This window comes from Ferrimonas sp., assembly GCF_048263965.1.
GTDB lineage: Bacteria > Pseudomonadota > Gammaproteobacteria > Enterobacterales > Shewanellaceae > Ferrimonas.
On record NZ_JBLXDO010000020.1, the window covers coordinates 23,868 to 49,257 of the forward strand.

A 25,390-nucleotide genomic window follows, 5' to 3' on the forward strand; every position below is an offset into this window, starting at 1 on the left:
TTGATAGGCATCAGTTTTAGCAGTCGCTCGACGTACCGGATTAGTCGATTGGTCTGGCGAGCATGAGGCTCCAGCCAGGAGAGACTCTCAGTGACCACGCCACAATTAGGACAGCGGAGTCGGCGCAGTGGTACAGACAGCAAAGTCTGGAAACCGAAAGCCTCACGCTCCTGAATCGTGCGGGGAGTGACATCGTGAATCTGACTGACAACTTGGCCACAGCGACATCGACCAGGGCTCGTGGGGGTTAAATGGATAGTAAGGGTATCGTGGTGGAGCTCGGTGTGGGTGGGGGAAAACCCTTCCCACGGTGAGATAGGCAAGGTAAGCTTCGGCATTGAGAACGGCTGGTGGTTATGGTGTTTGTTTGGCGACTACACAATAACCTTTCCAGCCGTTTTCGTATCTAGTTCCCGCTAATGTGCGAAGAACCAAAAAAGAGCCCTGCTGAAAAGCAGGGCTCTTGCGCTAGCAAAAACGGGTCAGGCTTACGCCTTTTCCACTCTTACTGGAATGCCTTGACGGCAGTTGGTGCCGGCGTAGTAGTCATTGAGCATGGAGACCTTGCCGGGACGGGTCGGATCGGCGGGGATCATCTGATTCACCGCAGTACCGCCGCCACGGCGGGCGATGCCTTCGATGACCTTGCCGTCGATTATGCGGGTGTCTGCACCATAGGCTTTCTTGTGACCGAAGCAGTGGGACACACACACGGAGCCTTTGGCCACGCCGGAGTCCGCCTGCAGCACGCCTTCGGCTGGGGTGCCGTTGCCGGAGACCACCCGAACCTTGTCACCATCGGTCAGCCCCATCTCGGCGGCGGTGTCGATGTTCATGTAGACGAAGTTCTGCGGTGTTACCTCGGCGCAGCGATCAAACGCGGCGGAGTAGTTGGAGCGCAGGGTCGGCTTGTAGTTGGAGAACAGCAGCGGGAACTCCTTCTCAGGCCAGTGCTGCTCCCAGGTGTCGCCGTTCCAGAAGCGTTTGGCTTCGTAGGAGGGCACGCCAGGATAACGCTCGCCAGAGTGGCAGTGGCGCAGCTGAGCCATGTCGGCGTTGTAGATCTGCAGGAACTTGCCGCCGCCGCCATTGATGAAGTCGCCGTCGTATCGCTCGGCCTCCTCATAGTAGCCACCGCGGGAGAGCAGGGCTTCCACCTTGGCCACTTCCTCGCCGGTCAGGCGGGGACGCAGAGGCGCCATGGAGTACTCCAGGGCCGCCCACTCACGGTCCTCATCGGATACCTCAGGCAGCTTGCTGCACTGGCCGGCGATGTTGGCCAGGTAGCGCGAATGCCAGTCTTCGAAGGTCAGCAGGTCCACCTTGCGACCGTCGGCGGCGGGGATGGCCCCCTTACCGAAGCCGGGCAAGTCCATGGCCATGGCCATATCGATCATGAACTGCTCCATGCAGATATGCTGGCCCTTGGCGTTCTTGGGGGTACGCGGGGTCACCAGAGGCGCACCGGCGACCACACCCAGCTTGAACGCACCCCACATGCGGTCGGCGGCGTACTCTTCGTACATCACGCGATCCGGGATGAAGTAGTCGGCGTAGCGGTTGGTTTCGTTCATGTAGCAGTCGATGGCGACAAACAGCGGCAGTTTGTCGGTGTCCACCAGTGCCTTCTCCACATCGTTGCTGATGGAGGCGGCGCTGTACAGGGCGTTGCTGCGCCAGTTGAACAGGGCCTTGGCGGTGTAGGGGTTGGCGTTGGTGTGGGCGGTCAGTGCCTCGGCGGCGTTGAAAGAGGCATAGCCTGCCACCAGGTTGTGCCACATGTCGCTGGCGGGGTAGGGGTTTTCACCCTTGGCCACCTTCTGCTTGTACTCGGTGGAGTCCTCATAGGCACCGGAGCGGCAGATGTTGATGTCTGCGCTGACATCCAGCTCACCATCGAAACCGCCCAGGTTGTAGTTGCCTTCGAAGCCCCAGTAGGCGCCGTTGGCATACAGGGTTCCGCCCTTGGCGTCGTGGGAGCCGATCAGGGTGTTCATGGTGGACACCAGCCAGCCGACCATGATGGCGTCGCCACTGTTGGCACCGGAGTTGGTGACCACGGTGGCTTTGCGGCCATGGTGAGTCAGGTCCCTGGCGGCCTGCTTGATCTGGGACTGCTGGATACCGCAGTCGGCAGACAGCGAGGCCAGAGGCGCCTGGTTGGCCTGGGCCTTGAGCAGGGCCAGGGAGGAGGTGAGCTGAACCTGATTGCCGTTGACGTCGGTGAACAGGCCGTCGACGAACAGATCGGCTTTCTTCGCCAGGTTGGCGGAAACCAGTTTGCCGTTCTCAACCACCATGGCTTCGTCGCCGCCCACGCCGAAGTCGGAGGCTTTGGCGAACAGGGTGTGGTCCTTGTGCTTGGCGTCGGTGACCACCAGGTGGCTGGCGTTGCTGTGGTTCACTTCACCGGCAGCCTTGGCGGCGTCGGCGTTGGGAATCGCCAGGAACTCGGCGTTAAACCAGTTCTCGGCGAACATCACCTGCATCAGCGCCATCATAAAGGCGGCGTCGCGGCCGGGGCGAATGGGCAGCCACTGGGCACGGGTGTCGTTGGCCACCTCGGTGCGCAGCAGGGGATCGACGCTGGTGTACTTGAGGTTACGCTCGACACGGGCGTCTGCCAGGTTGCGGCCCAGCAGGTTGAGACTGGCGCCGGAGGCGCTTGGGGCGGTACCCAGGAACATGGCGTATTCGACGTTATCCCAGTCGATGTCACCCAGTCCGGGCTCCAGGCCGGGAGCCAGGCCAATGCCATAGCCGATGCCGGTTGGCGCACCACAGTAGGCGTGCTTGGTCACCAGGTTCACGGTGCCGTAGGCCTGACGCATGAAGCGGGCGTAGAGGCTGCCACGCAGGGTATCCTCTTCACCGAAGGTGGCCAGCAGGCGGTTGGCGGCGGAGCCGAACTCCGGATAGCCGGGCACTGCGGGCTTATCCAGCTGACGAATTGCCTTGAGGCCATCCACGTGGCCTTCACCGAACAGGTCGCCCCCTTCGAGGATCTCGGTCAGGGCCTGCTCATAGCTGATGCTTTTCCATTTGCCTTCGCCGCGCTTGCCCACACGCTTGAGCACCTGGGTGACACGGCGTGGATCGTCCACACAGCCAACGCCACTGGCGCCTTTACCACAGGTGGTGGCGCGGTTTTCCAGGCCGGTGTTGCCTGCCAGAGCGGCATAGCTGTCACGAACCGGCATGCTCAGGGGCAGGGGAGAGCCAGAGTTCATCTCGCAGTAGGGGTTACCGCCTACCTTGAGCACCTTGTCGCTGGCTTCGTCGATGCGCACCCGCAGGCCACACATGTTGTTGCAGGTGAAGCAACGGGTGTACATGGTGCGGATGCCTGGGGTCTTGTGCAGCTTGCCGTTGGCACCCAACTGGGCTTCCGTAGGCAGGGGGTTACCAAAGCGGGTGTTGCTCTTGGCCACGTTCAATGGCGCTGGCTCGCCTCCCTTGGGGGTGGAGCTGCAGGCGGTGCCGGTGGCGGCCGCAGCGGTGACGATGCCGGCGCGGGTGATAAAGCTTCTTCTGTCCATCGTCATCTCCTATCGTTGCCATTCCAGGTGGTTGAGTTTCAGGATCTTCTTGTCATCGCTGGGCTGTGGCAGGCCGATGTAGAGGATGCTGGGCAGGTTGCCGGACTCGGGCAGCATGCCGTAAACCTTGTTGTCGCGAACCAGCTTGGCTACTTCGCTGTTGGGATCGTTCAGATCGCCAAATACCCGGGCTTCGCCGATGCAGGTCTCCACACAGGCGGGCAGCAGGCCCTGTTCCAGACGGTGCACACAGAAGTTACATTTCTCGGGAGCGGTCTTGTATTTGGGATCCTTGCGGCGGGCGCCGTAGGGACAGGCTTTAACACAGCGCTGACAGTGGATGCACTTGTCGTAGTCGATGACCACGATGCCATCTTCGGGGCGCTTGTAGGTGGCGTTCTTGGGACACACCTCGACGCAGGAGGGTTTCTCACAGTGGTTACACTGGTTGGGCACCGCCAGGGTGGCCACGCCGTCAGCGGTCTCCACAGAGGATTGGGTCACCCGGGTACGGGCTCGGCCTTCGGGTACCTGGTTTTCGATGGAGCAGGATACGCTGCAGGAGAGGCAACCGGTACAACGGCGAACGTCGAACACCATGGCCATGCGCTTACCCTGGGTCTGGGCCAGCAGGCTGGTGCTGGGGATCAGGGTCAGAGCCGCACTCCCTGCCGCCATCTTGAGTAATGAACGTCTGTCTAACATAAGAGGTCCTTTAATATGCCCGGCCAACTTGGCAAGGCGGAATAAAGAGAAACTGGGCAGGGAATAAAATAGTTGAAACGGAATTAAGAGGGGAGCATTAGCTATATTTTAAGCGTTGTATTGTAGGGGTGCTCCCATCTTTCCAATAGTGAAAATCGTGTCTTGCGGATAGTGCAATGTAATCTATTTCCGTTTGGTGTTAATGAAAGGTTGCCTTGCTCGGCCCCGGCTTATGCGGTTTTGCGCGTGTCTTGGCGGAAACCCCACCAGTTTGAGCACTTGACTTAAGGTGAGTTAATTTTCACAAGGGAGAAAATTTAACTTCTGAAACTCAATATATAGCTTGGCTGATATTATCCATAATAGAAAAAACTAAATCTGGATATAAATACCGTGACTGGACTCAATAAAATCTTTCTGCGAGACAAATATAAATTCTATTAATTTCGTCGTTTTCATCGGTTTGGTGTACGTAGTGAGACCGGGTGAGACACAGCACCTTAAATTCTGAAACACTTTTATAACAACTCCCGGGGGCGGTGCCAGTATACTTGAGCGAAAAATTTTCGGACCATGGCGATGAACCTCTCCCGCTCCTCACTGAAAAATCCTGCCGCCGTGCTGGTTATCGTGGCGCTGATCTCCCTGTTTGGCATCCTGGCGATGTTGAAGCTGCCGATTCAGCTGACCCCGGATATTGAGCAGCCGCAGATCACCATCTCCACCGGCTGGCGCAGCGCCGCCCCGGAGGAGTTGGAATCGGTGATCATCGAGCCCCAGGAGAATGTGGTTAAGAACACCCGCGGGGTGGTGGATGTGACCACCACCATCAACAGTGGTTTTGGCAACATCACCCTCACCTTCGACGTCGGCACCGACATGCAGCAGGCAATGCTGGATGTGATCAACAACCTCAATCAGGCACCGCCCCTACCGCTGGACGCGTTCGAGCCCAGGGTGGCGGTGGGCGGTGGTCGCGATGGCCCCAATGCCGCGTCCCTGCTGGTGAAGATCCTGCCGGACAATCCGGTGCAGGAGATTGACCATTATCAGAAGCTGATTGAGGATGTGGTTGAGCCCAGGCTGGCCCGCATCCAGGGGATCAGCCAGGTTAACCTCAACTCCCAACGTCCCAGGGAGCTGAGGATCAGTTTCGACCCCTTCGCGGCCGCCGCCATGGGGATTCAGGTTGGCCAGATCAGCCAGACCATCGCCCGGGCCTCGGACGTATCCGGCGGCTTTGCCGATGTGGGGCGTCGTCAGTACACGGTGCGTTTTGCCGGTCAGTATGACGTACAAAACCTCAGTGAGATGATTGTCGGTTATCAGAACGACCGGCCCATCTACCTGCAGGACATCGCCACCGTTGAAGATACTCTGGTGGACCGCTTTGGCTTTACCCTGAGAAACGGCTCGCCAGCCTACTACATCACCCTGAGCCGGGCCAACGACGCCAACACCGTTACCCTGCTGGATGAGGTGAACCGGGCCATCGATGAACTCAATGCCGGCCCCCTGGCCGAGGCGGGACTGGCCATCGATCTTAGTTTCGATTCCTCGGTGCACATTCGTAACGCCCTGATCCTGGTGAAGAGCAACCTGGGCCTGGGGGTGTTGCTTGCCCTGGGGATCCTGTGGCTGTTCTTAAGGGGCATCAGGACCACACTGATCATCGCCACCACCATTCCCATCTCCATCATGGTGGCTTTCCTGGGGCTCAGCCTGTTTGATCGCAGCCTCAATGTGATCTCTCTGGCCGGTCTGGCGTTCTCAGTGGGACTGGTGTTGGATGCGGCGATCATCGTTCAGGAGAACATCGTCCGCCTGCGCAACGAGGGGATGGCCAGCCATAAGGCGGTACTCAGGGGGGCGGTGCAGGTGACCGGTGCCCTGTTTGCCTCCACCGCCACCAGCGTGGCCATCTTCCTGCCCATACTCTTCATGGAGGGGATAGAGGGGCAGCTGTTCTCCGATCTGGCTCTGACCCTCTCCATTGCGGTGTTGGCCTCCCTGATTACCGCCATCACCGTTTTGCCCATTGCCAGCAAATACTGGCTGGCGGGGGTCAGTGACAACGACCCCTTCCAGGGTTACTGGCACAGGCTCACCGCTCTGGTGATGACCCTGACCCGCACACCGCTGCGACGCACCCTGTGGATTGCCGGCCTGCTGGGCGGCTCGGCGGCAGTGACCCTGCTGTTGATACCCAGGACCGACTTTATGCCCAGGGCCCCCATCGACGGCTTCTTCTTCAACATCAGCCTGCCACCGGGAGGCAACCTGGAGTATGTAGACCGGGAGATGGCCCAGTTGGTGCGTGAGCGGATTCAGCCCCACCTCAGCGGTGAGCGCCAGCCCGCCATCAAGAGCTACAACTTCTACTCCTTCGGGGCCGGGTTCAGCGGCGGCTTTATCTATTCGGCGGACCCCACCCATGTGGAGGAGCTGATGGCGGTGGTGCAGGAGGAGATCCTGGCAGGGCTGCCCGACACCCAGGTGTTCCTATTCCGTGGCTCGATGATCAACGTCAGTGGCGGCGGCAATGGCCGCTCCATCAGCGTCAATATTCAGGGACCGGAGCTGGAGCAACTGATTGATACGGCCCAGGCGGGGCTGGCAGCGATTCAGGCCAACATGCCCGGGGTCAGCGCCCGACCGGTGCCCGGACTGGCCATTGCCGAGCCAGAGTTGCAGTTGATCCCCAACGATCGGCGCATCACCCAGGCGGGTCTGAGCCGGGCCGATGTGGCCAACACGGTGCGCGCTTACACCGATGGCCTGTTTATCAGTGAGTATTTCGATGGTAACGACAGGATGAACGTCATCCTGCGGGGCAGCGAATGGCGTACCCCGGAGGAACTGGCGGCGCTGCCGGTGCACACTCCATTGGCAGGTTTGCAGACCCTCGGAGAGCTGGCGGACGTTCGGCGTACCGTGGGGCCGACCCAGCTCAGAAGGGTGGACGGTAAGCGCACCATCAGTCTGGAGATCTCCCCACCGGAGGATATGTCCATAGAGGAGGCCCTGGCCAAGCTCAATGACAGTGTGCTACCCGAGATGCGTCAGATTCTGCCGGCCAATGCCACCATCAAACTCAGCGGCAACGCCAACAAAATGGCCGAAGCCATCGATGAGATGCTGATGAACTTTGCCCTGGCGCTGGTGATTCTGTTCCTGTTGATGACCGCGCTGTTCAAATCTGCCAAGGATAGCCTGCTGGTGCTGCTGGTGATGCCCCTGGCTACCGGCGGAGGGGTGATCGCCCTGGCTCTGCTTAATCTGGTGACCTTCCAGTCTCTGGATCTGCTGACCATGATCGGCTTTATCATCCTGTTGGGATTGGTGGTCAACAACGCCATTTTGCTGGTGGACCAGACCCGCCGGGGTGAGGCCGAGGGGCTTACCCGTCAAGAAGCGGTGGCCCAGGCTGTACGTATCCGGGCTCGCCCTGTCTATATGAGCACCCTGACCAGCCTGTTTGGCATGTTGCCACTGATGCTGATGCCAGGAGTTGGATCGGAGATCTACCGGGGCCTGGCCACGGTCATCGTCGGAGGCATGGCCATCAGTGCCCTGTTTACCCTGATTTTGCTTCCCGCCCTGCTGAGAATGGGGGAGGGACACTCTAAACAAGAAAGTGACGAGGGCCAGCCAGTGGCGGCGCCTCTGGAGGCGAGAGGATGAAACACCTGAAACTACTGCTGCTGGCCCTGCTCAGCTTTGGGGTTGTGGCCAATGAGCCGCCTGCGACACCGGTCGAGGTGGCCGAGGTGCGCCATACCGACCTGTCTCCCACCGCCAAGTTGCTGGGAACGGTACACAGTCGCCATAACATCGCCATTACCGCCGGAGTCAGTGGCCAGCTGACCTGGGTGGTGGAGCCCGGCACCCTGGTCAGCCAGGGTGAGCTGCTGGTGAAGATGGACACCCTGCCCCTGGAACTGGCCAAGCTGGAGCAGGAGGCGCGTATTCGTCGCGCCCAGATCAACCTGCGTTACCTGAAGCGGGAGCTGGAACGCTTGGTGACCCTGCAAGCTCAGAATAATGCCGCTGAGTTTCAGCTGGATGAAAACCGCAGCCGCTATGAGTTGGCCAATGCGGATCTGGAGATTGCTCAGCTTAAGCTCAAGCAGGTGAATGACCAGCTGGCCCGGGCCAATGTCCGCGCGCCCTTTGATGGGGTGATCACTGAGCGACTGCAGCGGGAGGGCACCGATGTAAACCGCGCCGATCTGTTGCTGAGGATGATGGACACCAGCAACCTGGAGGTGCATCTGCATGTGCCGGTGAAGTACATGAACAACATCGACAAGGGGCGCCCGCTGCAGGTACTGAGTGACAGCAGGCTGACCCAGGCCACCATCCGCGCCATCATTCCGGCGGCGGATCCCCGTTCCCAGACCATTGAGCTGAGAATGACCCTACCGGCAGACAGTGCTCATTATCTGACGGCGGGTGAACTGGTGAAGGTGGCGATTCCGGTGCAGCAGGCCCGCCAGACGCTGGCGGTGCATCGTGATGCCCTGATTCTGCGTCGTCAGGGTTCCTACGTGATGATGATCGATCAGGATAACGTGGCGCATCGCCGACTGGTCGAGGTGGGGCATGGCGATGGTGACTGGGTGGCGGTTGAGGGGGAACTGGCCCCGGGTGATCAGGTGGCCGTGCGCGGCGCCGAGCGCCTGCGTGAGGGGCAGAAGGTGCGGGTACAGGCTAGCCGCAGCTGAGTATCTGGAGGGAAGATACCCTGCAGTTCGCCTTTGTTCTTTCTAAGAATCGAGGTGTTACCTGGGGGAGCACCCGTTCAACGTGCGCCCTGCGCATCTGATTGGCTTAACGGAGGCTCCAAGGGGGCCAGGGATCAGTTCAGGAGAGGAGGACTGTTGGTGTCTTCCTGGGCCTCTTCGCCAATTCTTTCATAGCCTTGTTCACTGAGGTGTTGGGTAACGTCGTCCAACGTCAGTGGTTTTGATAGGTAGTACCCTTGCAGGCGGTTGCAGCCCAGGGCCCTGAGCCTGGTGAATTGAGTCTCTGTTTCCACCCCTTCGGCGACCGTATCCAGATTAAAGATACAGCCGAGTTCAAGCAGTATCTCCGCCAGGGGGCGAGTGTGCCCATCGCCCCTATCCAGTTCGCCGATGAAGCTGCGATCGATCTTGAGGGTACTGACAGAGTGTTTGAAAAGCTGCTTGAAGCCGGTAAAGCCGGTGCCAAAATCATCAAGCGCTACGCCAATACCCATCGCTTTGAGCTCACTCAGTAACTGTTCTGTGGTCTCGTCCCAATCAACCAGCATGGTTTCGGTGATCTCCAACTCCACCCTATTGGGAGCAATGGTGTGTCGAGTGAGGAGCCCATTCAGTTTCAACAGTAACTCCCGGTTTTGAAGCTCAATGGCAGAGAGGTTGATGCTCATGGAACCGTCAAAACCGTAAGACTCCCGAAGCATTGCTAACGTCTTGAGCCCCTCCTCCATGACCCAGTTGTCAATCTGGCGAATCAGCCCATTGGACTCGGCTACCGGGATGTATTCATCCGGCCCAATCTCCTGAAGATCGGGGTGGGAGCAGCGAATCAGGGCTTCAAAGCCGGAAAGCTGCATGTTGCGGCTGAAATAGATCGGCTGGAACATGAGGTAGAACTGTTTCTGTTCCAGCGCCTCCTGCAGAGCCTGCTCGATGCGCAGACGAGTCTGTTGCTGCTGGGCGAGGTTTGGATTGTACACAATGCATTGGCCTTTTCCTTTTGCCTTGGCCTGATACATGGCTGTGTCGGCGCAGTGCATTAAGGCGATAAGATCCTGGCCATCTCTGGGGGCCAGGGCGACACCCAGGCTGACATGAACTCGGTGCTTGACCTGGTCGATCACCAAACCATCTTTGGTCAGCCCCAGAATTCGCCGGGCAATGGCGACGGCATTTCCCGGTTTTCTCAGTCCTCCAAGCACCAGAGCGAACTCATCACCCGCCAGTCGTGCCAGCATCAGTTTCTTGGGCGAAGGGAGAACAAGATCCGAGGTACGAACCACCTCCTGGAGTCGCAGGGCGTACTCCTTGAGCAACTCATCGCCGGTTTCATGGCCGTAGTTGTCGTTGACCCTTTTGAAGTTATCCAGATCGATGAACAGCAATGCCGTCAGTAAACCGGCTTCGCCGTCTTTATCCAGAATCTGTTGAGAGGTTTTTTGAAAGTTGCGGCGATTTGCCAATCCTGTCAAAGGATCATAACTGGCCAGTTGATTCACATTGGAGAGCAGAGAAACGTAGGCATTGTTGAGCTGAGAGATCTCGTCGCGACCCGGCGACATTTGTAAAGGGTGTCCCAGCTTTTTATGCCGCTTTACTTGACCTGCCAGGGTCAGGACAGGAGCGATAACGTAGTGGTGAATCAGACCTCTGAGCAGCGCATAGGTGAGCAGCAGAGAGCAGAAGAAAAGCAGTAATTCGTATTTTACGATCTGCTGGCTGTCCCGCCAGGCTACCCCATCTTCGGTAATCAAATGGACGGTATAGATGGGAGTGCGGCTGAAGGCCGTGTCTTTGTCTTGAGAGATCTCTCCTTGGAAAAGGGTGGAGAGAGGTTGGTCGCCGCTGGTGACCCAGGTGTCAGGGGCTGTAGGGGCAATATCAACCGATAGCGTGGATGAAGGCTCACGGATGGTTCCCTGCAACGTCAGAGATTGATCCAGTTTCAGTGTCATCACCGCATAGAACCGGGATTCTGGAGAAAGCTGGCGGCTGTTTCGGATATTAGTCAGACCGGGCACAAATCCTTTGAGCATCACAAGGTAGTGTTCACTCTCTGATCCTCGGTAGAGGTAGAATGCTGTGTTCTCTTGCGGACTGAGCCCGCTGCCCCGCCACCACTGCAAATGTTCCGGGATTTGAAGTTGATAGGGCTGGGCGAATGGATCCCGGTTGTCTGCCGACACCAACAGTTGCCCCTTGGGTGAGTAGAGCTGAACAACTTCCAGATTAGGCAGTATCTGGCTCAGGCCAGAGTGAAACTGCTGAACCAGGTACTGCAGGGAAAGGCTGCCGGTCCGACTGATGTTGGATTCTCGCAAAGACCTGACAACTTGATAGCTGAGGAGAAGCCTCAGGCTGTTGTCCATCAGGGTGGCTTGCTCAACCAGGCGCTTCTGATAATTTTCCAGCTCCAGCGCCAGACTGCGTTCTATGTAGGCTTCAGAGTTGTTGACCGTCTGATTGACCGTCAACAGCGCGGCCAGCACAAATACCGCGGTGATCACCGGGAGTAGGGTCCAGTTAAGCCTTTGGTTCAGTCGCATACCCGCCTTCCTACTCCTTGATGGTGGCGACCATCTTGGCCCTGAGGTCGATGGCTGCTTTCGGCAGGTTCTGGTACACGTCGCTGCGACTCGTTATGGTTTCCGTCGGGTAGAGCTCCTTGTCTTCTCTGTGCTCCCTGGAGGTTAATGCCTTGGCGCTGGAGATGGGGGTTGGCATCCAGGTGGTCTCTGCGTTTAGGGCGGCGATCTCTGGCTGATTGATAAAGTTAAGAAAAGCCAGAGTCGCAGGTTTGATAGGGTGGCTGGCAGGGGCTGTCCAGCAATCGACCCAGAGCATGGTTCCCTCGTCGGGAACCCGGTACACCCAGTCTTGTTGTCCGGTGCTCTCGATGATCTCCTCGACATCCGCCGAGTAGGCCATGGTCATGGCCATCTGGCTACTCTGTTGTCTGCTGATGGCGTAAGAGAGGCCATAGTCGTATTCCAGGACATACTGTTGCTGCGCTTGCATCAGTGCGTAGGCCGCTTGCAGTTCGCTGCGTTCTGCGCTGTTGGGGTTGAAACCCGCCGCGATCAGGGCCACGGCGGTGAAGTCGTGGATGTCTGCCATCATCACCACCCGCCCTCTGAGGGGAGGGGGCGGTGAAAACAGCTGCTTCCAGCTGTTGATGCCAGGGACCAGGGAGCTGCGGTAGGCAATTCCGAGTGTGCCCCAACTGTATGCCAGGCCATAATCTCCACAGGCCTGTTGCCACCTTTGGTCGATGTGTCCGGCGTTGGGAACCTTATTGCCAAGAGGTTGGATCAGCCCATCCTGGGCGTAGGCTCGGGTTGCATTACTGTCCGTCATCACCAGGTCAAACAGCAAGCCTCCGTCCGTCGCCAGCATGGCGTTGCGCTCAGTATCGCTGCTGATGAAGACCTGATGAATACTGTGTCCTGTGTGTTGGGCAAAGGCGGCAATCACCTCCTTTGACAGGTAGGCTTCCCAGGTGAGCAGTCTCACCTCGTCTGAGATGGCCAAAGGGGGTGCCAGAAACAGGGTTGCACTCAGGGGGAGAGACATTCTATGCATAACCTATCCTTGGTCGCTTAAGAGGAGCCTCTTGCTATCAAAATAAGCAAAAGTCTTTGAAAAATTCGCCCTTTTTGAGCTTAGTTGTTCTGTCGATTTCTGTACACATGTGATTGGTGTTCAAGGTCCGAAAAACGGCGTGTGAAGGGTGCCTGGTAGAGTGGGACACTGTCTGGCGTCATCAGGCGCTGTGCTTAATACAGTGCACAGCTAGAAAACAAGTAATTGATATGTAGCCAATTAATTTCTAGCCAATTGAGGTGGCATCTTTGAGTGCTATATGGGAGCGGAACATCTCAGTGGTTATCATCTCATACAATAAATGAAACAAATTGCTCCAATGATCGCCTCCGTGGCTGACCAAGTCGGCTGAGGCTGTTTATCTGTAGGGGTGAATACCCTCCAGATCGCCCGCCTTTATCTGGTCCATTAAGGTGGTGTCACCCAGGGGGTGCTGCCCCACTTTGAGCAGAATTAGGGAGAAACTCTTAGCCATGGCGCTCTCCTGGGAACGAATGGCATCAGGGTCGCCCATGGCCAGGACGGAGTGGTATTGCCAGGTCAGGCTCTTAGGCAGTTCGGTTTCAAACCTCAGTCCCAAACCATTTCTCAGGTGGTACTGCCCATCTTTGCCGTGACAGGCTACGCACTCCACCTTTTGAAGCCTCAGTTGCTGCTTCATGGCGTCGGCAAACACTGGGTGACCGCTGGCCTTCGCACAGAGCAGCAGGGAAAGCAGCAGAAGGGTAGAGATCCTGTTCATCGCGCCCCCACATTTCAGGGATAACCTGAAGTTATTATATGTATAAGTGATTTAGGGTCGACGACTTTTTAATCAGGGGGTGTGATCAGCCTATCAGAACACTCACCAGGCTGTGCGGAACAGAGGGTCTGAAAGCGGGTTACTGATTCTTGAGGTTGTCGATGACCTCCGAGATACGGCGTTCAGCTTCTTCAGGCCTGTCATGGAGCAGAACGCTTCTCTTCATGACGTCGGTGCCAGGATAGAGTTCGGTATCCCCCTTGTGAGCGTCCGAGGTGAGTTTCCTGGCGGCACCGATAGGTGTGGGGAACCAGGCCTGTTCAGCATTGAGGGCGGCAATCTCGGGGCGGTTTATGAACTCCAGGAAGTCCAGGGTGGCCTTATTGACGGCACGGCCTGAGGGGATCACCCAACAGTCGACCCACAGGAGAGTTCCTTCGTTGGGAACCACATAGGTCCAGTCTTTCTGCCCAGTGGCGCTGATGATCTCTTCCACATCGGCGGAGTAGGCCAGTGCCATGGCCATCTCGCTCTCCTTTTGCCAACTGAGGGCATAGGAGACCCCATAGTCATAGGCCAAAACATGTTGTCTCTGAGCCCGCATCAACTCGAAGGCACGCTGGAGTTCCCGAGGATCCGAACTGTTGGGGCTGAAACTGTGAGCCATCAGGGCGGCGGCAGTAAACTCTTTGGAGTCGGTCATTGTCACCACCTTTCCCTGGAAGGGGGCTGGAGGTACAAACAGTTGTTGCCAGGAGTCAATCTGTATTCCAAAGGATTGGCGGTAGGCTATCCCCAGGGTTCCCCAGCTGTAGGCTGCGCCAAACTCACCACAAGCCTGTTGCCAGTCTGCGTCGATGTGAGCCAGGCTGGGAACCATCCCGGTCATCTTTTGAATGAGCCCTTGTTTGGCGTATGCCTGGGTAGCCCCATTGTCGGCCATGACCAGATCAAACAGGGTGGCACCGCCTGCATCGAACATGGCATTACGCTCTGAGTCGGAGCTGATGAAAAACTGCTCAACCCGGTGGCCGGTTTCCAGGCGAAAGGCATGAACCACCTTATCCGAGAGGTAGGCTTCCCAAGTCAGCAACTTCACTTCACCTGAATAGGCGAGGGCGGGAAGCAGCGCCAGGGTGAGCACTGGAAGAGTTCGATTAAGCATAACCTCGACTTGGTTTTGGTCTGACAGGGACGGTGTCTCTGCATAGGGCGTGTCAAACAGAAAATTATACCTTGAACTAAGAGTATTATCGAAAACTTTGAAATGGATTCAGTGGTGGAAGGAAGTCCCGATGAGAAGCCACCAGGCGGGCGAGGCTCATGCTTACTAAGGTATTGAATCGGAATCTAATAGGCATTAGGTTAACTTCGGCTGTAACGGTAATGTTGAATTCACTAAAGGTCTAATGGCCGGAATCGGTGAATCCGATACACTTTGACTAATCTGTTACGCCATGGATAGGTGCACCGGCGCCTGGGGTATCCAACGTAATCTGCCTGCCTTTGGGCGAGGTGGCATGAGTGCACCCACAAGGACGCCATATGTTTCAACCGGAAAAAATAATCATTGCCGACGATCACCCGCTGTTTCGTCAGGCCCTTCTCTCTGTTCTGGAGAAACAGTTTCCCAATTCCCAAGTGCTGGAGGGGGAGTCGGTGCGCCAGTTGAAGGGGTTGTTGGCGCAGCATGGTGATACAGACCTGCTTTTGCTCGACCTCAACATTCCTGATGCCCATGGTTTCAATACCCTGGTGCAGATTCGCTCTGAATACCCCGAGCTTGGAGTGATCATCATTTCGGGCCAGGAGGATAATCGCACCATCGCCCAGAGCGTTCGCTGCGGAGCCGCTGCCTTCGTGCCTAAATCTCAACCTGTTCCCAGAATGATAGAGGCGGTGGAAGCGGTGATGTCCGGTCAGCAGTGGTTGCCCGAGGGGACGGACCTGAGCGATGGCGCCAGTGATGGCGTCGAGGAGAAGATCGCCAGTCTCTCCCCCCGCCAGCACAAGATTCTGATGATGTTTGCCGATGGTTTGCTCAACAAGCAGATTGCCCAGGAGCTGGGCCTTTCCGAAGCCACCATCAAGGCCCACGCCAGTGCGATCTTTCTCAAGCTGGGGGTGCGAACCCGCACTCAGGCGGTGATTGCCATGAAGCAACTGCAACCGGGGGCGGTCAGCTGACCAGATGCTCGCCCGGGACTTAGCTGTTCTGGGTATCCAGCTCCTGACCATAGTTCTGTTGCAGCTCCCTGACCAGGGTGGCACTCATCAGTGCCCGCAGGGCAACTGGCTTCACCAGCTTGCGCAGGAACCCGAAGCCCGCCTCTTTGGCCCGGTTGACCACCCCTTCGTCTGTGGTGGCACTGATCAGGATGCCGGGCAGGGGCCGGGCACTGAGCTGCTGCATCCGCTGCATCACCGAGATGCCGTCCTCATCGTTGTTCAGCTGGTAATCCACCAGCATGATGTCCATCTCGCCATGGCGGCTCTCAAGCAGGGCCTCGGCGCTGGCTAGACTGTCGGCGACAAAGACGCTGCATTGCCAGCTGTTGAGCAGGTTCTCCATGCCGGCGAGTACCGCCGGATCGTTATCGATGCACAGTACCCGAACCCCTTGCAGGGTGAAGGCGCTGGTCTTGGTGGGAGCGGCCTGAGCCTGAGGGCGGGCGGGCGGCAGTGCCAGGGAGAAGCAGCAGCCCTGGCCAGCTTCAGAGTCCAGAGACAAGGTGTGTCCCAGCAGCTGGCTCAGCCCCTGGGCGATATTGAGTCCCAGTCCCAGGCCATTGGGGCCGCCACTCTCCAGGCGGGTAAATTGCTCGAACACCAGCCGCTGCTTCTCTGCGGGAATGCCGGGACCATTGTCCAGCACCTGGATCTCCAGTTGTTCACCGCGGCGGCAGCCCAGCAGCACCTTGCCGCCACTGGCGTACCTGAGTGCATTGGAGAGCAGGTTTTGCAGAATCCGCCGGAGCAGTTGTTTGTCGCTGTGCACCCAGGCACTGCAGGGCACCGCCCGCAAGGTGACCTGATAGCGGGGGGCCAGGGCGCCGAATTCGCCGACCAGGGAGTCCAGCAGGGATTGTAGGGGGAAGGACTCCAGTTTGGGCACTATGGTGCCACTTTCAATCTTGGTGATGGCGTTAAGATCCAGCAGCAGCTCATTGGCTACCTGCAAGGAGCGGTCGATCTGCTCCAGGCCTGCTCTCTGGTTGGGAGAGAGGCCGCCCTCCTCCATCAGGGTGGAGGAGAACAGCCGGGCTGCGGACAGCGGCTGCAGCAGGTCGTGGCTGCAGGCTTTGAGGTACTGACTTTTCTGGCGATGGGCGGATTCCGCTTGCTCCCGGGCAGCGTCCAGTTTGGCGTTGGAGCGGGCCAACTGCTCATTGGCCATGGCCAGCTTGTTGGTGCGCTCAGACACCAGGGATTCCAGATCCAGATTCTTCTCGGTCAGCAGCGCTTCCGCTTCCCGGTAGACGGTGATGTCGGAGAACAGCATCACAAAGCCGCCGCCTGGCATGGGGTTGCCCTCGATGCGAATCACAGTGCCATCGGGGAGCTGCCGCTCTGAGCTGTGGCGGCTACCCTGACGAAGGTAGCGAAGGCGCCGGGCAACCTGATGTGCAACCTCCTCATCGTCATCTATGAGCTGGCTCAGATTGTAGTGAATCAGGTCTTCCACGGGGCAGCCCGGATAGACCAGGCCTTCCGGGTAGTTGAACAGGCTGAGGTAGCGGCGGTTCCAGGCCACCAGTTTATGGTTGTTGTCGGTGACCGAAATCCCTTCCGAGGCGTTTTCAATGGCGCTCTGCAGCAGCTCCCGGCTCAGGGCAGTGCGCTGGCTGGTGGCTTCATCCATCAACTGGGCCACCTCATCCAGGGCGATATCCCGTCCCTGCAGGGCACAGGAGATCACCAGCCGCGCCGAGGCCGAGCCCATTACCGTGGCCAGCAGGTTTTCCGTGTAGAGCACCAGCTCCTGGTCCGCATTTTGTCGCCCCTCTCTGAACCTGGGGTGGTTGCGGTAGTAAAGGTCGAAACCCTGAGTGGCTTTGTCGTGACCGACAAACCGGGCGGCCAGAAGCTCCAGCTCCTTGGGATCGATGCGCCCCGCCTTGATGGGCAGACGTTCATGGATGTCCGGCCGGGCAAAGAACAGCTCCATCTGCATCTGCTCCTTGACCGTCTGTCGGCTCAGGGCGGAGATCAGCCAGATCATCCCCATGTTCACCACCAGTCCCAACAAGGTAGCCATGGTGGTCGCTCCAAAAGGCGAACCCTCCATGGGGTGAGCATAGAGCCCCAGCTGTGGGGCCAGGTTGAACAGCAGCCAGATGCCGAATCCGGCGCCGATGCCGGAGACCACACCGGCCAGACTCACCTTGCGCCACCAGAAGGCGGCGAACAGCGCAGGGCCAATCTGGGCGATGGCACCAAAGGCGACTTCTCCAAGGGAGGAGAGGGTATGTGGCGGGGCCACCAGGAACATGGCGAACGCCAGGGAGATCACCACCAGCACCAGGCCTTTGCGCACCATCAGCAGTCTGGCCCTGAATCTGAGGAAATCGGTCTCCTCCAGGGCACTGCGGCGGAATAGGGCGGGGAACACCACTTCGTTGCTGAGCATGATGCTCAGCGCCATGGTGGAGATGATCACCATGGCGCTGGCGGCGGAGATGGCCCCGAGGAAACTGAGCAGGCTCAGCCAGAGATGACCGTGATAGGCAGGCAGGAACAACACATAGGCGTCCGGTGCCATGGAGTCGCCGTACAGCAGGGCGCCGGCCTGGCCCAGAGGGGCGGCGAAAAAGGCAAATACCAGTACATAGAGGGGAAACAGCCAGCGGCTGATCTTGGCTTGTTCCGGGTCTTTCAGCTCCACCATGGTGACCTGAAACTGCCGGGGCAGGCAGAGGAAGGCACACACCACGATCACCGTCAGCCCCAACATGGACACCAGGCTGTTGCCGGTGAATGCGGGCTGGGCCGCCGCTGCGGTGGCCCGCTGCCAGATCTCCGCAGGGGAGTCGAAGGCCACAAAGGAAACAAACAGCCCCACCACCAGAAAGGCGATGAGCTTGATCAGTGACTCAAAGGCGATGGCCACCATTACCCCAGGGTGGCGTTCGGTGACGTCGATGGCCCTGACCCCAAAGATGATGGTAAAGCCCGCCAGTACCAGGGTGACCAGCAGCCCCAACTGCCAGGAGGACAGGGTCATGGTCTCCCGCAGGATCTCGTAGGAGTTGACGATCGCTTTAAGCTGCAGGGCGATGTAGGGCAGGGTGCCAAACAGGGCCACCAGGGTCACCAGCACCGCCAGTTTCTGAGACTTGCCGAAGCGGGCCGCCAGCAGATCGGCGATGGAGGTGATGTTCAGTCTCAGACAGACCCGGATGATGCGCTGAATAAAGGGCCAGCCAATGACGAACAGCAGGATAGGGGCGATGTACACCGGCAGGTAGGAGAAGTCGCCGCGGGAGGCCTGACCGGCGGTGCCCAGGAATCCCCAGGAGGTGCAGTAGACCCCGAGCGACAGGGCGTAGATCAGACTGTGCTGATGGGCGGCCAGTTTGTGGCGGTAGCGATCCCCGAGGAAGGCGATGACAAACAGCAGGCCGATGTAGCCCAGGCTGACCAGCACCAGGAGCCAGTTTGGAAACATGTACTATCCCTATTGTTTTTGTGTGCCTGAAACTCCGCAGGCCTGTTTCAGCTTCAGTGTAACGACAGCTTTGAGAAGGACATAGGGCTTGTTGCCCTTTGGTGGTTAGAATTTGGCTGAGAATGATGGCCATCAATCAAGGCGTTCGAATGCAGGCATAGTGGTCCTATGTCAAATTCGAACAACGCAGAGTGGTGGTCGTCAGGTCAGCCCCGCAGGGCGCCTTGAAGTACCCGGACTGACTGCAATCTCAAGCAGACACAAGTTGTTTTTTACTCATCATCGTCAAGTGCTGGCGCAAAAACAATCAGCAAAGGTCAACAAGCCCTAATACTTTCGTATTAATACCTCCGACCTAATACCTATTCCCAATTGTGAGATAGGTCGCCTTTCACGATGTTTAAGGCACCACTACAACAAGGGATGAAGATGATGAAACACTCAGTCAAACTCGCAGTAGCCGGCTCTCTGCTGGCCTTTTCCGGCAGTGCACTGTCCGGTTACGAGATTGAATTGTCAGAGAACGACAAGCTGATTTTCGGCGGATATATCAAGGTGGATGCCCGATACGTCGACGGGGATGTGGCTTATAAGGATTTCTGGACCGGCGGTGGTACTCCACTTGAGGAGAGCGCGTCCCAGTTCCGCATTTTTGCCAACGAGACCCGTTTCAACACCAAGTACATCCATGGAGATGTGACCGGTTTCATCGAGATGGATTTCTTCGGTACCGGTGGCAACCAGGTGATTTCCAACTCCACCAGCCCCCGTATCCGTCACGCCTTCGTGAGCTACAAAGGTATCCTGGCCGGCCAAACCTGGACCACCTTCATGAACACCAGCGCCATTCCTGAGTCTGCCGACTTCGCCGGTGCCCTGGTGGGCCTCTCTTTTGTGCGGCAGGGACAAATTCGCTATTCCGCTGGCGGCTTCCAGGTTTCGGTGGAGAACCCCGAGACCTTCGGTGGCGACACCTCCAACGATTCCATGCCGGACGTGATCGGTAAGTACACCTTCAAAGGTGACTGGGGTAACGTCAACGTCTCCGTGCTGGGTCGTGAGCTGAATACCCTGGGTGGTAGCAGCGAAACCGCTTTCGGCGCTTCTATTGCGGGTAAGATCAACACCTTCGGTAAAGACGACTTCCGCTTCCAGTACCACCAGGGTGAGCTGGGCCGCTACATCTCCGGCGGCGCCGCCATGGACGTGGTGGGTGAAGAGGTGGAAGACACCACCGCCTGGCTGGCGGCCTATCGCCACTACTGGACCGACACCCTGCGCTCTACCGCGCTTTATGGTTGGGTAGAGACCGATGTTACCGAGGTTGAGCGCAGCCAGTGGGGCGTCAACCTGTTCCAGAACCTCACTAAGGAGCTGGCCATCGGTTTCGAGGTGGGCCAGTTCAAGATGGAGGAGGTCGACAAAGACTCCTTCTATGGTCAGTTCTCCATGCGTTACGCCCTGTAACGCCCTCCGGCGGCGGGGCCTCCCGCCGCCGCACTACTGCATTACCCCAATCGGGCAGTGGATGCCCCTACCCAAGAATCAGGAGTTTGGGAATGACAGATTCCATCCTCAAAGTCGAGCACGTCTCTCTCGCCTTCGGCGGAGTGAAGGCGCTGACCGACGTCAGTTTTGAAGTGCCCCGGGGATCGGTGTTTTCCATCATCGGCCCCAACGGTGCGGGCAAGACCTCCATGCTGAACTGCATCTCCGGTCGTTACCGTCCCCAGAAGGGAGCCATCCATTTTGACGGTCGTGAGGTAACCAACTTGCGACCTAACGACCGTGCCGATCTGGGCATAGGGCGCACCTTCCAGAACCTGGCCCTGTTTGGTCACATGACGGTGCTGGAGAACATCATGGTGGGTCGTCACCACCTGATGAAGAACAACTGGGTGACCGGTCCTCTCTACTGGTTCTCTCCGGCAGAGAAGGAGGAGCTGGCCCACCGCCGCGAGGTGGAGCAGATCATCGACTTTCTCGACATCACCCACGTGCGTAAATCGGTGGCGGGCACCCTCTCTTACGGTTTGCGCAAGCGGGTGGAGCTGGCCCGGGCCATGGCTCTCAAACCCAAACTGATTCTTCTGGATGAACCCATGGCGGGGATGAACCTGGAGGAGAAGGAGGATATGGCCCGCTACATACTCGACCTCAACGAGGAGTTCGGCATCACCGTGGTGATGATCGAGCACGACATGGGTGTGGTGATGGACATCTCCCACGAGGTGATGGTGCTGGACTTCGGTAAGAAGCTGATCAGCGGCCTTCCTGAGCAGGTGATGGCGGATGAGCACGTCAAACGCGCCTATCTGGGGCTGGAAGACGGTGACGAGATGCAGGAGGCAGGCTGATGAGTCAGGCATTTAACGCGGCCGATCACGGCTTTGAGATGGGCGAGCTCAATACCTTTCCCAAGATTTTGCGCCACAACGGCCAGCACTGGCCCAACGATGTGGCGATGCGGGAGAAGGAGTTCGGCATCTGGAACGAGTTCACCTGGGCCGACTATCTGGACCGGGTAAAGTGGATGGCCCTGGCTTTGAACAAGCTGGGAATCCAATCCAAGGACACTATCGCCCTGCTGGGGGACAATCGCCCCGAGTGGGTATGGGGTGAGTTGGCGGCACACACCCTGGGCTGTTACTCGGTGGGGATCTACCAGGATTCTCTCCACGAAGAGGTGGCCTATCTCATCAACCTCTCCGGCACCTCCGTGGTGATCGCCGAGGATGAGGAGCAGTGCGACAAGCTGCTGGAGCTGGAGGATCAGATCCCCGGCGTGAAATACATCGTCTACTGCGATCCCAGGGGGATGCGAAAATATGACGACGAGCGCCTGGTGGATGTGGAGGATCTCTACCGCATCGGCCGTGAACAGGAGAACACGGACTCCAAGCGCTTTGACCAGATGGTGGACGCCACCCACCCGGATGAGGTGGCCATCTACTGCACCACCTCGGGCACCACCTCCAAGCCCAAGATTGCCTTGCTCAAGGGGGGCAACTTCATCAAGCACTGCAGCGCCTATCTGAGGGCCGACCCCCGCAGCGCTGGTGACAACTATGTGTCGGTGCTGCCTCTGCCCTGGATCATGGAGCAGGTGTACGCCGTGGGCCAGGCGCTTATCGCCCGTCAGATCGTCAACTTCGTCGAAGAGCAGGAGACCATGATGGCCGACCTGCGGGAGATTGGCCCCAGCTTCGTGTTGCTGGCACCACGGGTGTGGGAACAGATCCTGGCGGACGTGCAGGCACGGATGATGGACTCCACGCCTCTTAAGCAGAAACTGTATGACTTTGCCATGACCCGGGCTGAGAAGGCCCTGGATCAGGGCAAGAAGTCCACCCTGGCGGACTGGTTGCTGATGAAAGCGCTGCGCGATCGCCTGGGCTTCTCCTTCCTCAAGTCCGCCGCCACCGGTGGCGCCGCTATGGGTCCGGATACCTTCCGATTCTTCCAGTCCATCGGTGTGCCTCTGCGTCAGCTCTACGGTCAGACCGAGATGTGTGGTGCCTACACCATCCATCATGCGGATGACGTGGACTACGACAGCGTCGGGGTGGCATTCGACAACGCCGAGGTGAAGGTGATCGACGCCGATGCCGAAGGGCTGGGCGAAGTGGTGGCCAAGACCGAAGGGATGTTCTGCGGCTATCTGGGCAACCAGGCGGCCTTTGATGAGGACGTTCGCGACGGCTGGATGCACACCGGCGACGCCGGCTACTTCAAGGAGTCCGGCCATCTGGTGGTGATTGATCGCATTAAGGACCTGGCCCACACCAGCACCGGCATTCAGTACTCCCCCCAGTACATCGAAAACAAGCTGAAGTTCTCCAGCTTCATCGGTGAGGCGGTGATCCTCGGCAAGAACCGCCCCTACCTGTCCGCCATCCTCTGCATCCGCTTCTCCATTGTGGCCAAGTGGGCAGAGCAGCAGGGCCTGGCGTTCACCAACTACATCAACCTGGCCAGTCTGCCCGAGGTGTACGCCAAGCTGGCCCAAGAGGTGGAGAGGGTCAACGCCACTCTGCCCCCGGCGCAGAAGATCGCCAAGTTCGTGTTGCTTTACAAGGAGCTGGATGCGGACGACGGCGAACTGACCCGGACCCGTAAGGTGCGCCGCGGCGTGGTTGCCGAGAAGTATGGCGACATCATCGACGCCATCTACAACGACGAGCCTCAGGTGGACATCGACACGGTGATCACCTTCCAGGATGGCTCCAAGACCCGGGTTCAGACCCAGTTGGAGGTGGCCACCCTGATTGCGCAGCCCACAGGGCAGGATCAGGACGCCGAGCAAAGGAGAGCATCATGAATTTCGAGCTGTTACTACAACTGGTGGTCAACGGACTGATCGTTGGCCTGTTGTACGGTGTGGTGGGGATGTGTTTCGTACTGGTGTACAAGTCCACCCAGATTGTGAACTTCGCCCAGGGTGAGTTCCTGCTGGTAGGCGCCTGGACCTGCTGGGCTCTGCTGGTCTATCTGCAGCTGCCGTTCTTTGTCGGCTTCCTGCTGAGCCTGGCCTTTATGGCGGTATTCGGGGTGGCGTTGCAGATGATTGTGTTAAGGCCAATGATTGGCGAGCCCATCATCTCGGTGATCATGGTGACCATCGGCCTGTCCATCTTCTTCCAGTCCCTGACTAAGTGGATCTTCGGTGTGGCGCCGGAGAGCTACCCCAAGGTGTTCGATACCCAGAGCATCAACCTGTTTGGCCTGAACATCGAGCTGGCATACCTGATGAGTACTGGCATCGCCATCCTCATCATGGTGGGCTTCTACCTGTTCTTTACCCACTCCAAGCATGGCCTGGCAATGCGCGCCACCGCCTTCGACCAGCAGGTGGCCCAGTCTCTGGGGATCTCGGTCAAGCAGGTGTTCGCCATGAGCTGGGGCATCGCCGCCACGGTGTCGGCCACCGCCGGTGTGGTGATTGGCATGGTGAACGGCGTCTCCGACTCCCTGTCGGTGATGGGGATCAAGGTGTTCCCGGCGGTGATCCTCGGTGGCCTGGACTCCATCGTCGGCGCCATCGTCGGCGGCATTACCATTGGTGTGCTGGAGAACCTGGCGGAGTTCGTCGACAGCCAGTATCTGCACATTGGCAACATGTACGACATTGCACCCTTCTATGTGCTCTTGGTGATTCTGTGGTTCAAGCCCTATGGCCTGTTCGGCACCAAAGACATTGAGCGGATTTAAAAGGAAGTAACCATGAGTTTTATTGTGAAAGGAGTGCGCCATGTCTAGCCCGGCCATGCGTCCATGCGGCGATTTTCGCACCAGCTATAAGCAGGACAACACCATCTTCGAGACCCGCACCATCCATTGGTTGATGGTGGCGGGGATCGCCCTGGCCTGTCTGGCGCCCTTCGTACTGGACGCTTACTATCTGACCCTGTTCATTCAGATCTCCTATCTGGGGATCGCGGCTCTGGGTCTGAACATCCTGGTGGGCTACACCGGGCAGATCTCCCTGGGACACGGCGCCTTCTTCGGCTTCGGCGCTTTTGCCTCCGCCTGGCTCAACACCAGCTTTGGCATTCCGGTGTTCCTCTGCATTCCTCTGGCGGGTTACCTGACCATGGGCGTGGGCATGTTGTTCGGCATGCCGGCGGCGCGGATTAAGGGGCTGTATCTGGCCATCGCCACCCTGGCGGCCCAGTTCATCATCGAGGATTTCTTCGGCCGCGCCGAGTGGTTTTCCGGTGGCAGCGCCGGATCCATGGCGGAGCCGGTGAACCTGTTTGGTTTCGTGTTCGACACCGATGAGACCTTCTTCTACATCGCCCTGTTCGCCCTGGTGTTCATGTACCTGTGGGGCTGCAACCTGATGCGCAGTCGAGATGGTCGCGCCTTCGTGGCGGTGCGGGATCACTATCTGTCCGCGGAGATCATGGGGGTCAAGCTGAACAAGTATCGCCTGCTCTCCTTTGGCATCTCCTCTTTCTATGCGGGCATCGGCGGTGCCCTGTACGCCCATTATCTGGGCTATGTGTCCGCAGAGGGCTTTACCATTTTCATGTCGGTGCAGTTCCTGGCCATGGTGATCATCGGTGGCCTGGGTTCGGTGAAGGGTACCTTGCTGGGCTGCATCTTCATGGTGCTGCTGCCCGAAGCCCTGGAGGGAGGCGTTGGCCTGCTGAAGATGACCGATTGGGGCAACATTCCCATGGTGGTGGACGGACTGGCCTACATCAAGGAGATGGCCATCGGCCTGGTGATCATCCTGTTCCTGATTTTCGAACCTCAGGGACTGGCCCACCGCTGGCAGCAGGTGAAGAACTACTGGAAATTCTACCCCTTCGCTTATTAAGGGGAGTGTAATCCTTCCCCCCGCTAGGCCGGGGGGAGCGCGGGGATGCCGGGCGGTCGGGCA

At 58.3% G+C, this 25,390-nt stretch carries 16 protein-coding genes; 8 read left to right on the forward strand and 8 right to left on the reverse strand.

Annotated features, from left to right (window positions below; all coding sequences use genetic code 11):
* From ACN0RV_RS15480 to ACN0RV_RS15490, 3 genes are all read right to left on the reverse strand, one after another.
* On the reverse strand, positions 1-338 hold a 338-nt coding region (locus ACN0RV_RS15480), incomplete at its 3' end, for a transposase family protein (RefSeq protein ID WP_417349026.1).
* A 150-nt stretch (positions 339-488) separates the two neighbouring features.
* Complete coding sequence (locus ACN0RV_RS15485) at positions 489-3,539, reverse strand: molybdopterin-dependent oxidoreductase (protein WP_417348946.1); 3,051 nt, start codon at positions 3,537-3,539, stop codon at positions 489-491.
* A 9-nt stretch (positions 3,540-3,548) separates the two neighbouring features.
* Entirely contained in the window at positions 3,549-4,244 is a 696-nt protein-coding gene (locus tag ACN0RV_RS15490) for a 4Fe-4S dicluster domain-containing protein (protein ID WP_417348947.1), read from the reverse strand.
* Between the two features lie 579 nt (positions 4,245-4,823).
* On the opposite strand from ACN0RV_RS15490, the gene ACN0RV_RS15495 reads away from it, so the two are divergent.
* Together ACN0RV_RS15495 and ACN0RV_RS15500 are read left to right on the forward strand one after the other, a co-directional pair.
* Positions 4,824-7,928 carry an efflux RND transporter permease subunit gene (locus tag ACN0RV_RS15495; RefSeq protein WP_417348949.1) on the forward strand — a complete coding sequence of 1,035 codons (3,105 nt, stop codon included), beginning with the start codon at positions 4,824-4,826 and terminating at the stop codon, positions 7,926-7,928.
* Positions 7,925-8,971, forward strand: a complete 1,047-nt coding sequence (locus ACN0RV_RS15500; protein ID WP_417348951.1) for an efflux RND transporter periplasmic adaptor subunit — start codon at positions 7,925-7,927, stop codon at positions 8,969-8,971. The genes ACN0RV_RS15495 and ACN0RV_RS15500 overlap by 4 nt, the downstream gene beginning before the upstream one ends.
* 134 nt (positions 8,972-9,105) lie before the next feature.
* Here the strand turns inward: ACN0RV_RS15500 and ACN0RV_RS15505 are convergent, their stop codons facing one another.
* The 4 genes from ACN0RV_RS15505 to ACN0RV_RS15520 form a co-directional block, all read right to left on the reverse strand.
* On the reverse strand, positions 9,106-11,535 hold the full coding sequence (locus ACN0RV_RS15505) for a putative bifunctional diguanylate cyclase/phosphodiesterase (protein WP_417348953.1): 2,430 nt from the start codon (positions 11,533-11,535) through the stop codon (positions 9,106-9,108).
* A gap of 10 nt (positions 11,536-11,545) precedes the next feature.
* Complete coding sequence (locus ACN0RV_RS15510; protein WP_417348955.1) at positions 11,546-12,571, reverse strand: polyamine ABC transporter substrate-binding protein; 1,026 nt, start codon at positions 12,569-12,571, stop codon at positions 11,546-11,548.
* Positions 12,572-12,950: 379 nt separating this feature from the next.
* Entirely contained in the window at positions 12,951-13,334 is a 384-nt protein-coding gene (locus ACN0RV_RS15515) for a hypothetical protein (protein ID WP_417348957.1), read from the reverse strand.
* A 139-nt stretch (positions 13,335-13,473) separates the two neighbouring features.
* Positions 13,474-14,499 (reverse strand): polyamine ABC transporter substrate-binding protein, encoded by a 1,026-nt coding sequence (locus ACN0RV_RS15520; protein WP_417348959.1) that lies wholly within the window; start codon positions 14,497-14,499, stop codon positions 13,474-13,476.
* Between the two features lie 380 nt (positions 14,500-14,879).
* Between ACN0RV_RS15520 and ACN0RV_RS15525 the strand changes: the two genes are divergently transcribed.
* Positions 14,880-15,521, forward strand: a complete 642-nt coding sequence (locus ACN0RV_RS15525; RefSeq protein ID WP_417348961.1) for a response regulator — start codon at positions 14,880-14,882, stop codon at positions 15,519-15,521.
* Positions 15,522-15,540: 19 nt separating this feature from the next.
* Here ACN0RV_RS15525 and ACN0RV_RS15530 read toward each other — a convergent pair whose 3' ends face one another.
* A complete protein-coding gene (locus tag ACN0RV_RS15530) occupies positions 15,541-19,002 on the reverse strand; it encodes a PAS-domain containing protein (RefSeq protein WP_417348963.1) in 3,462 nt (1,153 codons plus the stop codon).
* Positions 19,003-19,434: 432 nt separating this feature from the next.
* On the opposite strand from ACN0RV_RS15530, the gene ACN0RV_RS15535 reads away from it, so the two are divergent.
* From ACN0RV_RS15535 to ACN0RV_RS15555, 5 genes are all read left to right on the forward strand, one after another.
* Positions 19,435-20,469 (forward strand): DcaP family trimeric outer membrane transporter, encoded by a 1,035-nt coding sequence (locus tag ACN0RV_RS15535; RefSeq protein ID WP_417349028.1) that lies wholly within the window; start codon positions 19,435-19,437, stop codon positions 20,467-20,469.
* 92 nt (positions 20,470-20,561) lie between these two features.
* A complete protein-coding gene (locus ACN0RV_RS15540) occupies positions 20,562-21,359 on the forward strand; it encodes an ABC transporter ATP-binding protein (protein WP_286339532.1) in 798 nt (265 codons plus the stop codon).
* On the forward strand, positions 21,359-23,323 hold the full coding sequence (locus ACN0RV_RS15545) for a long-chain fatty acid--CoA ligase (RefSeq protein ID WP_417348965.1): 1,965 nt from the start codon (positions 21,359-21,361) through the stop codon (positions 23,321-23,323). Before ACN0RV_RS15540 ends, ACN0RV_RS15545 begins: the two co-directional genes overlap by 1 nt.
* On the forward strand, positions 23,320-24,213 hold the full coding sequence (locus ACN0RV_RS15550) for a branched-chain amino acid ABC transporter permease (protein WP_286339530.1): 894 nt from the start codon (positions 23,320-23,322) through the stop codon (positions 24,211-24,213). The genes ACN0RV_RS15545 and ACN0RV_RS15550 overlap by 4 nt, the downstream gene beginning before the upstream one ends.
* Before the next feature lie 40 nt (positions 24,214-24,253).
* Entirely contained in the window at positions 24,254-25,327 is a 1,074-nt protein-coding gene (locus ACN0RV_RS15555; protein WP_286339529.1) for a branched-chain amino acid ABC transporter permease, read from the forward strand.
* The last annotated feature ends 63 nt before the right edge of the window (positions 25,328-25,390 follow it).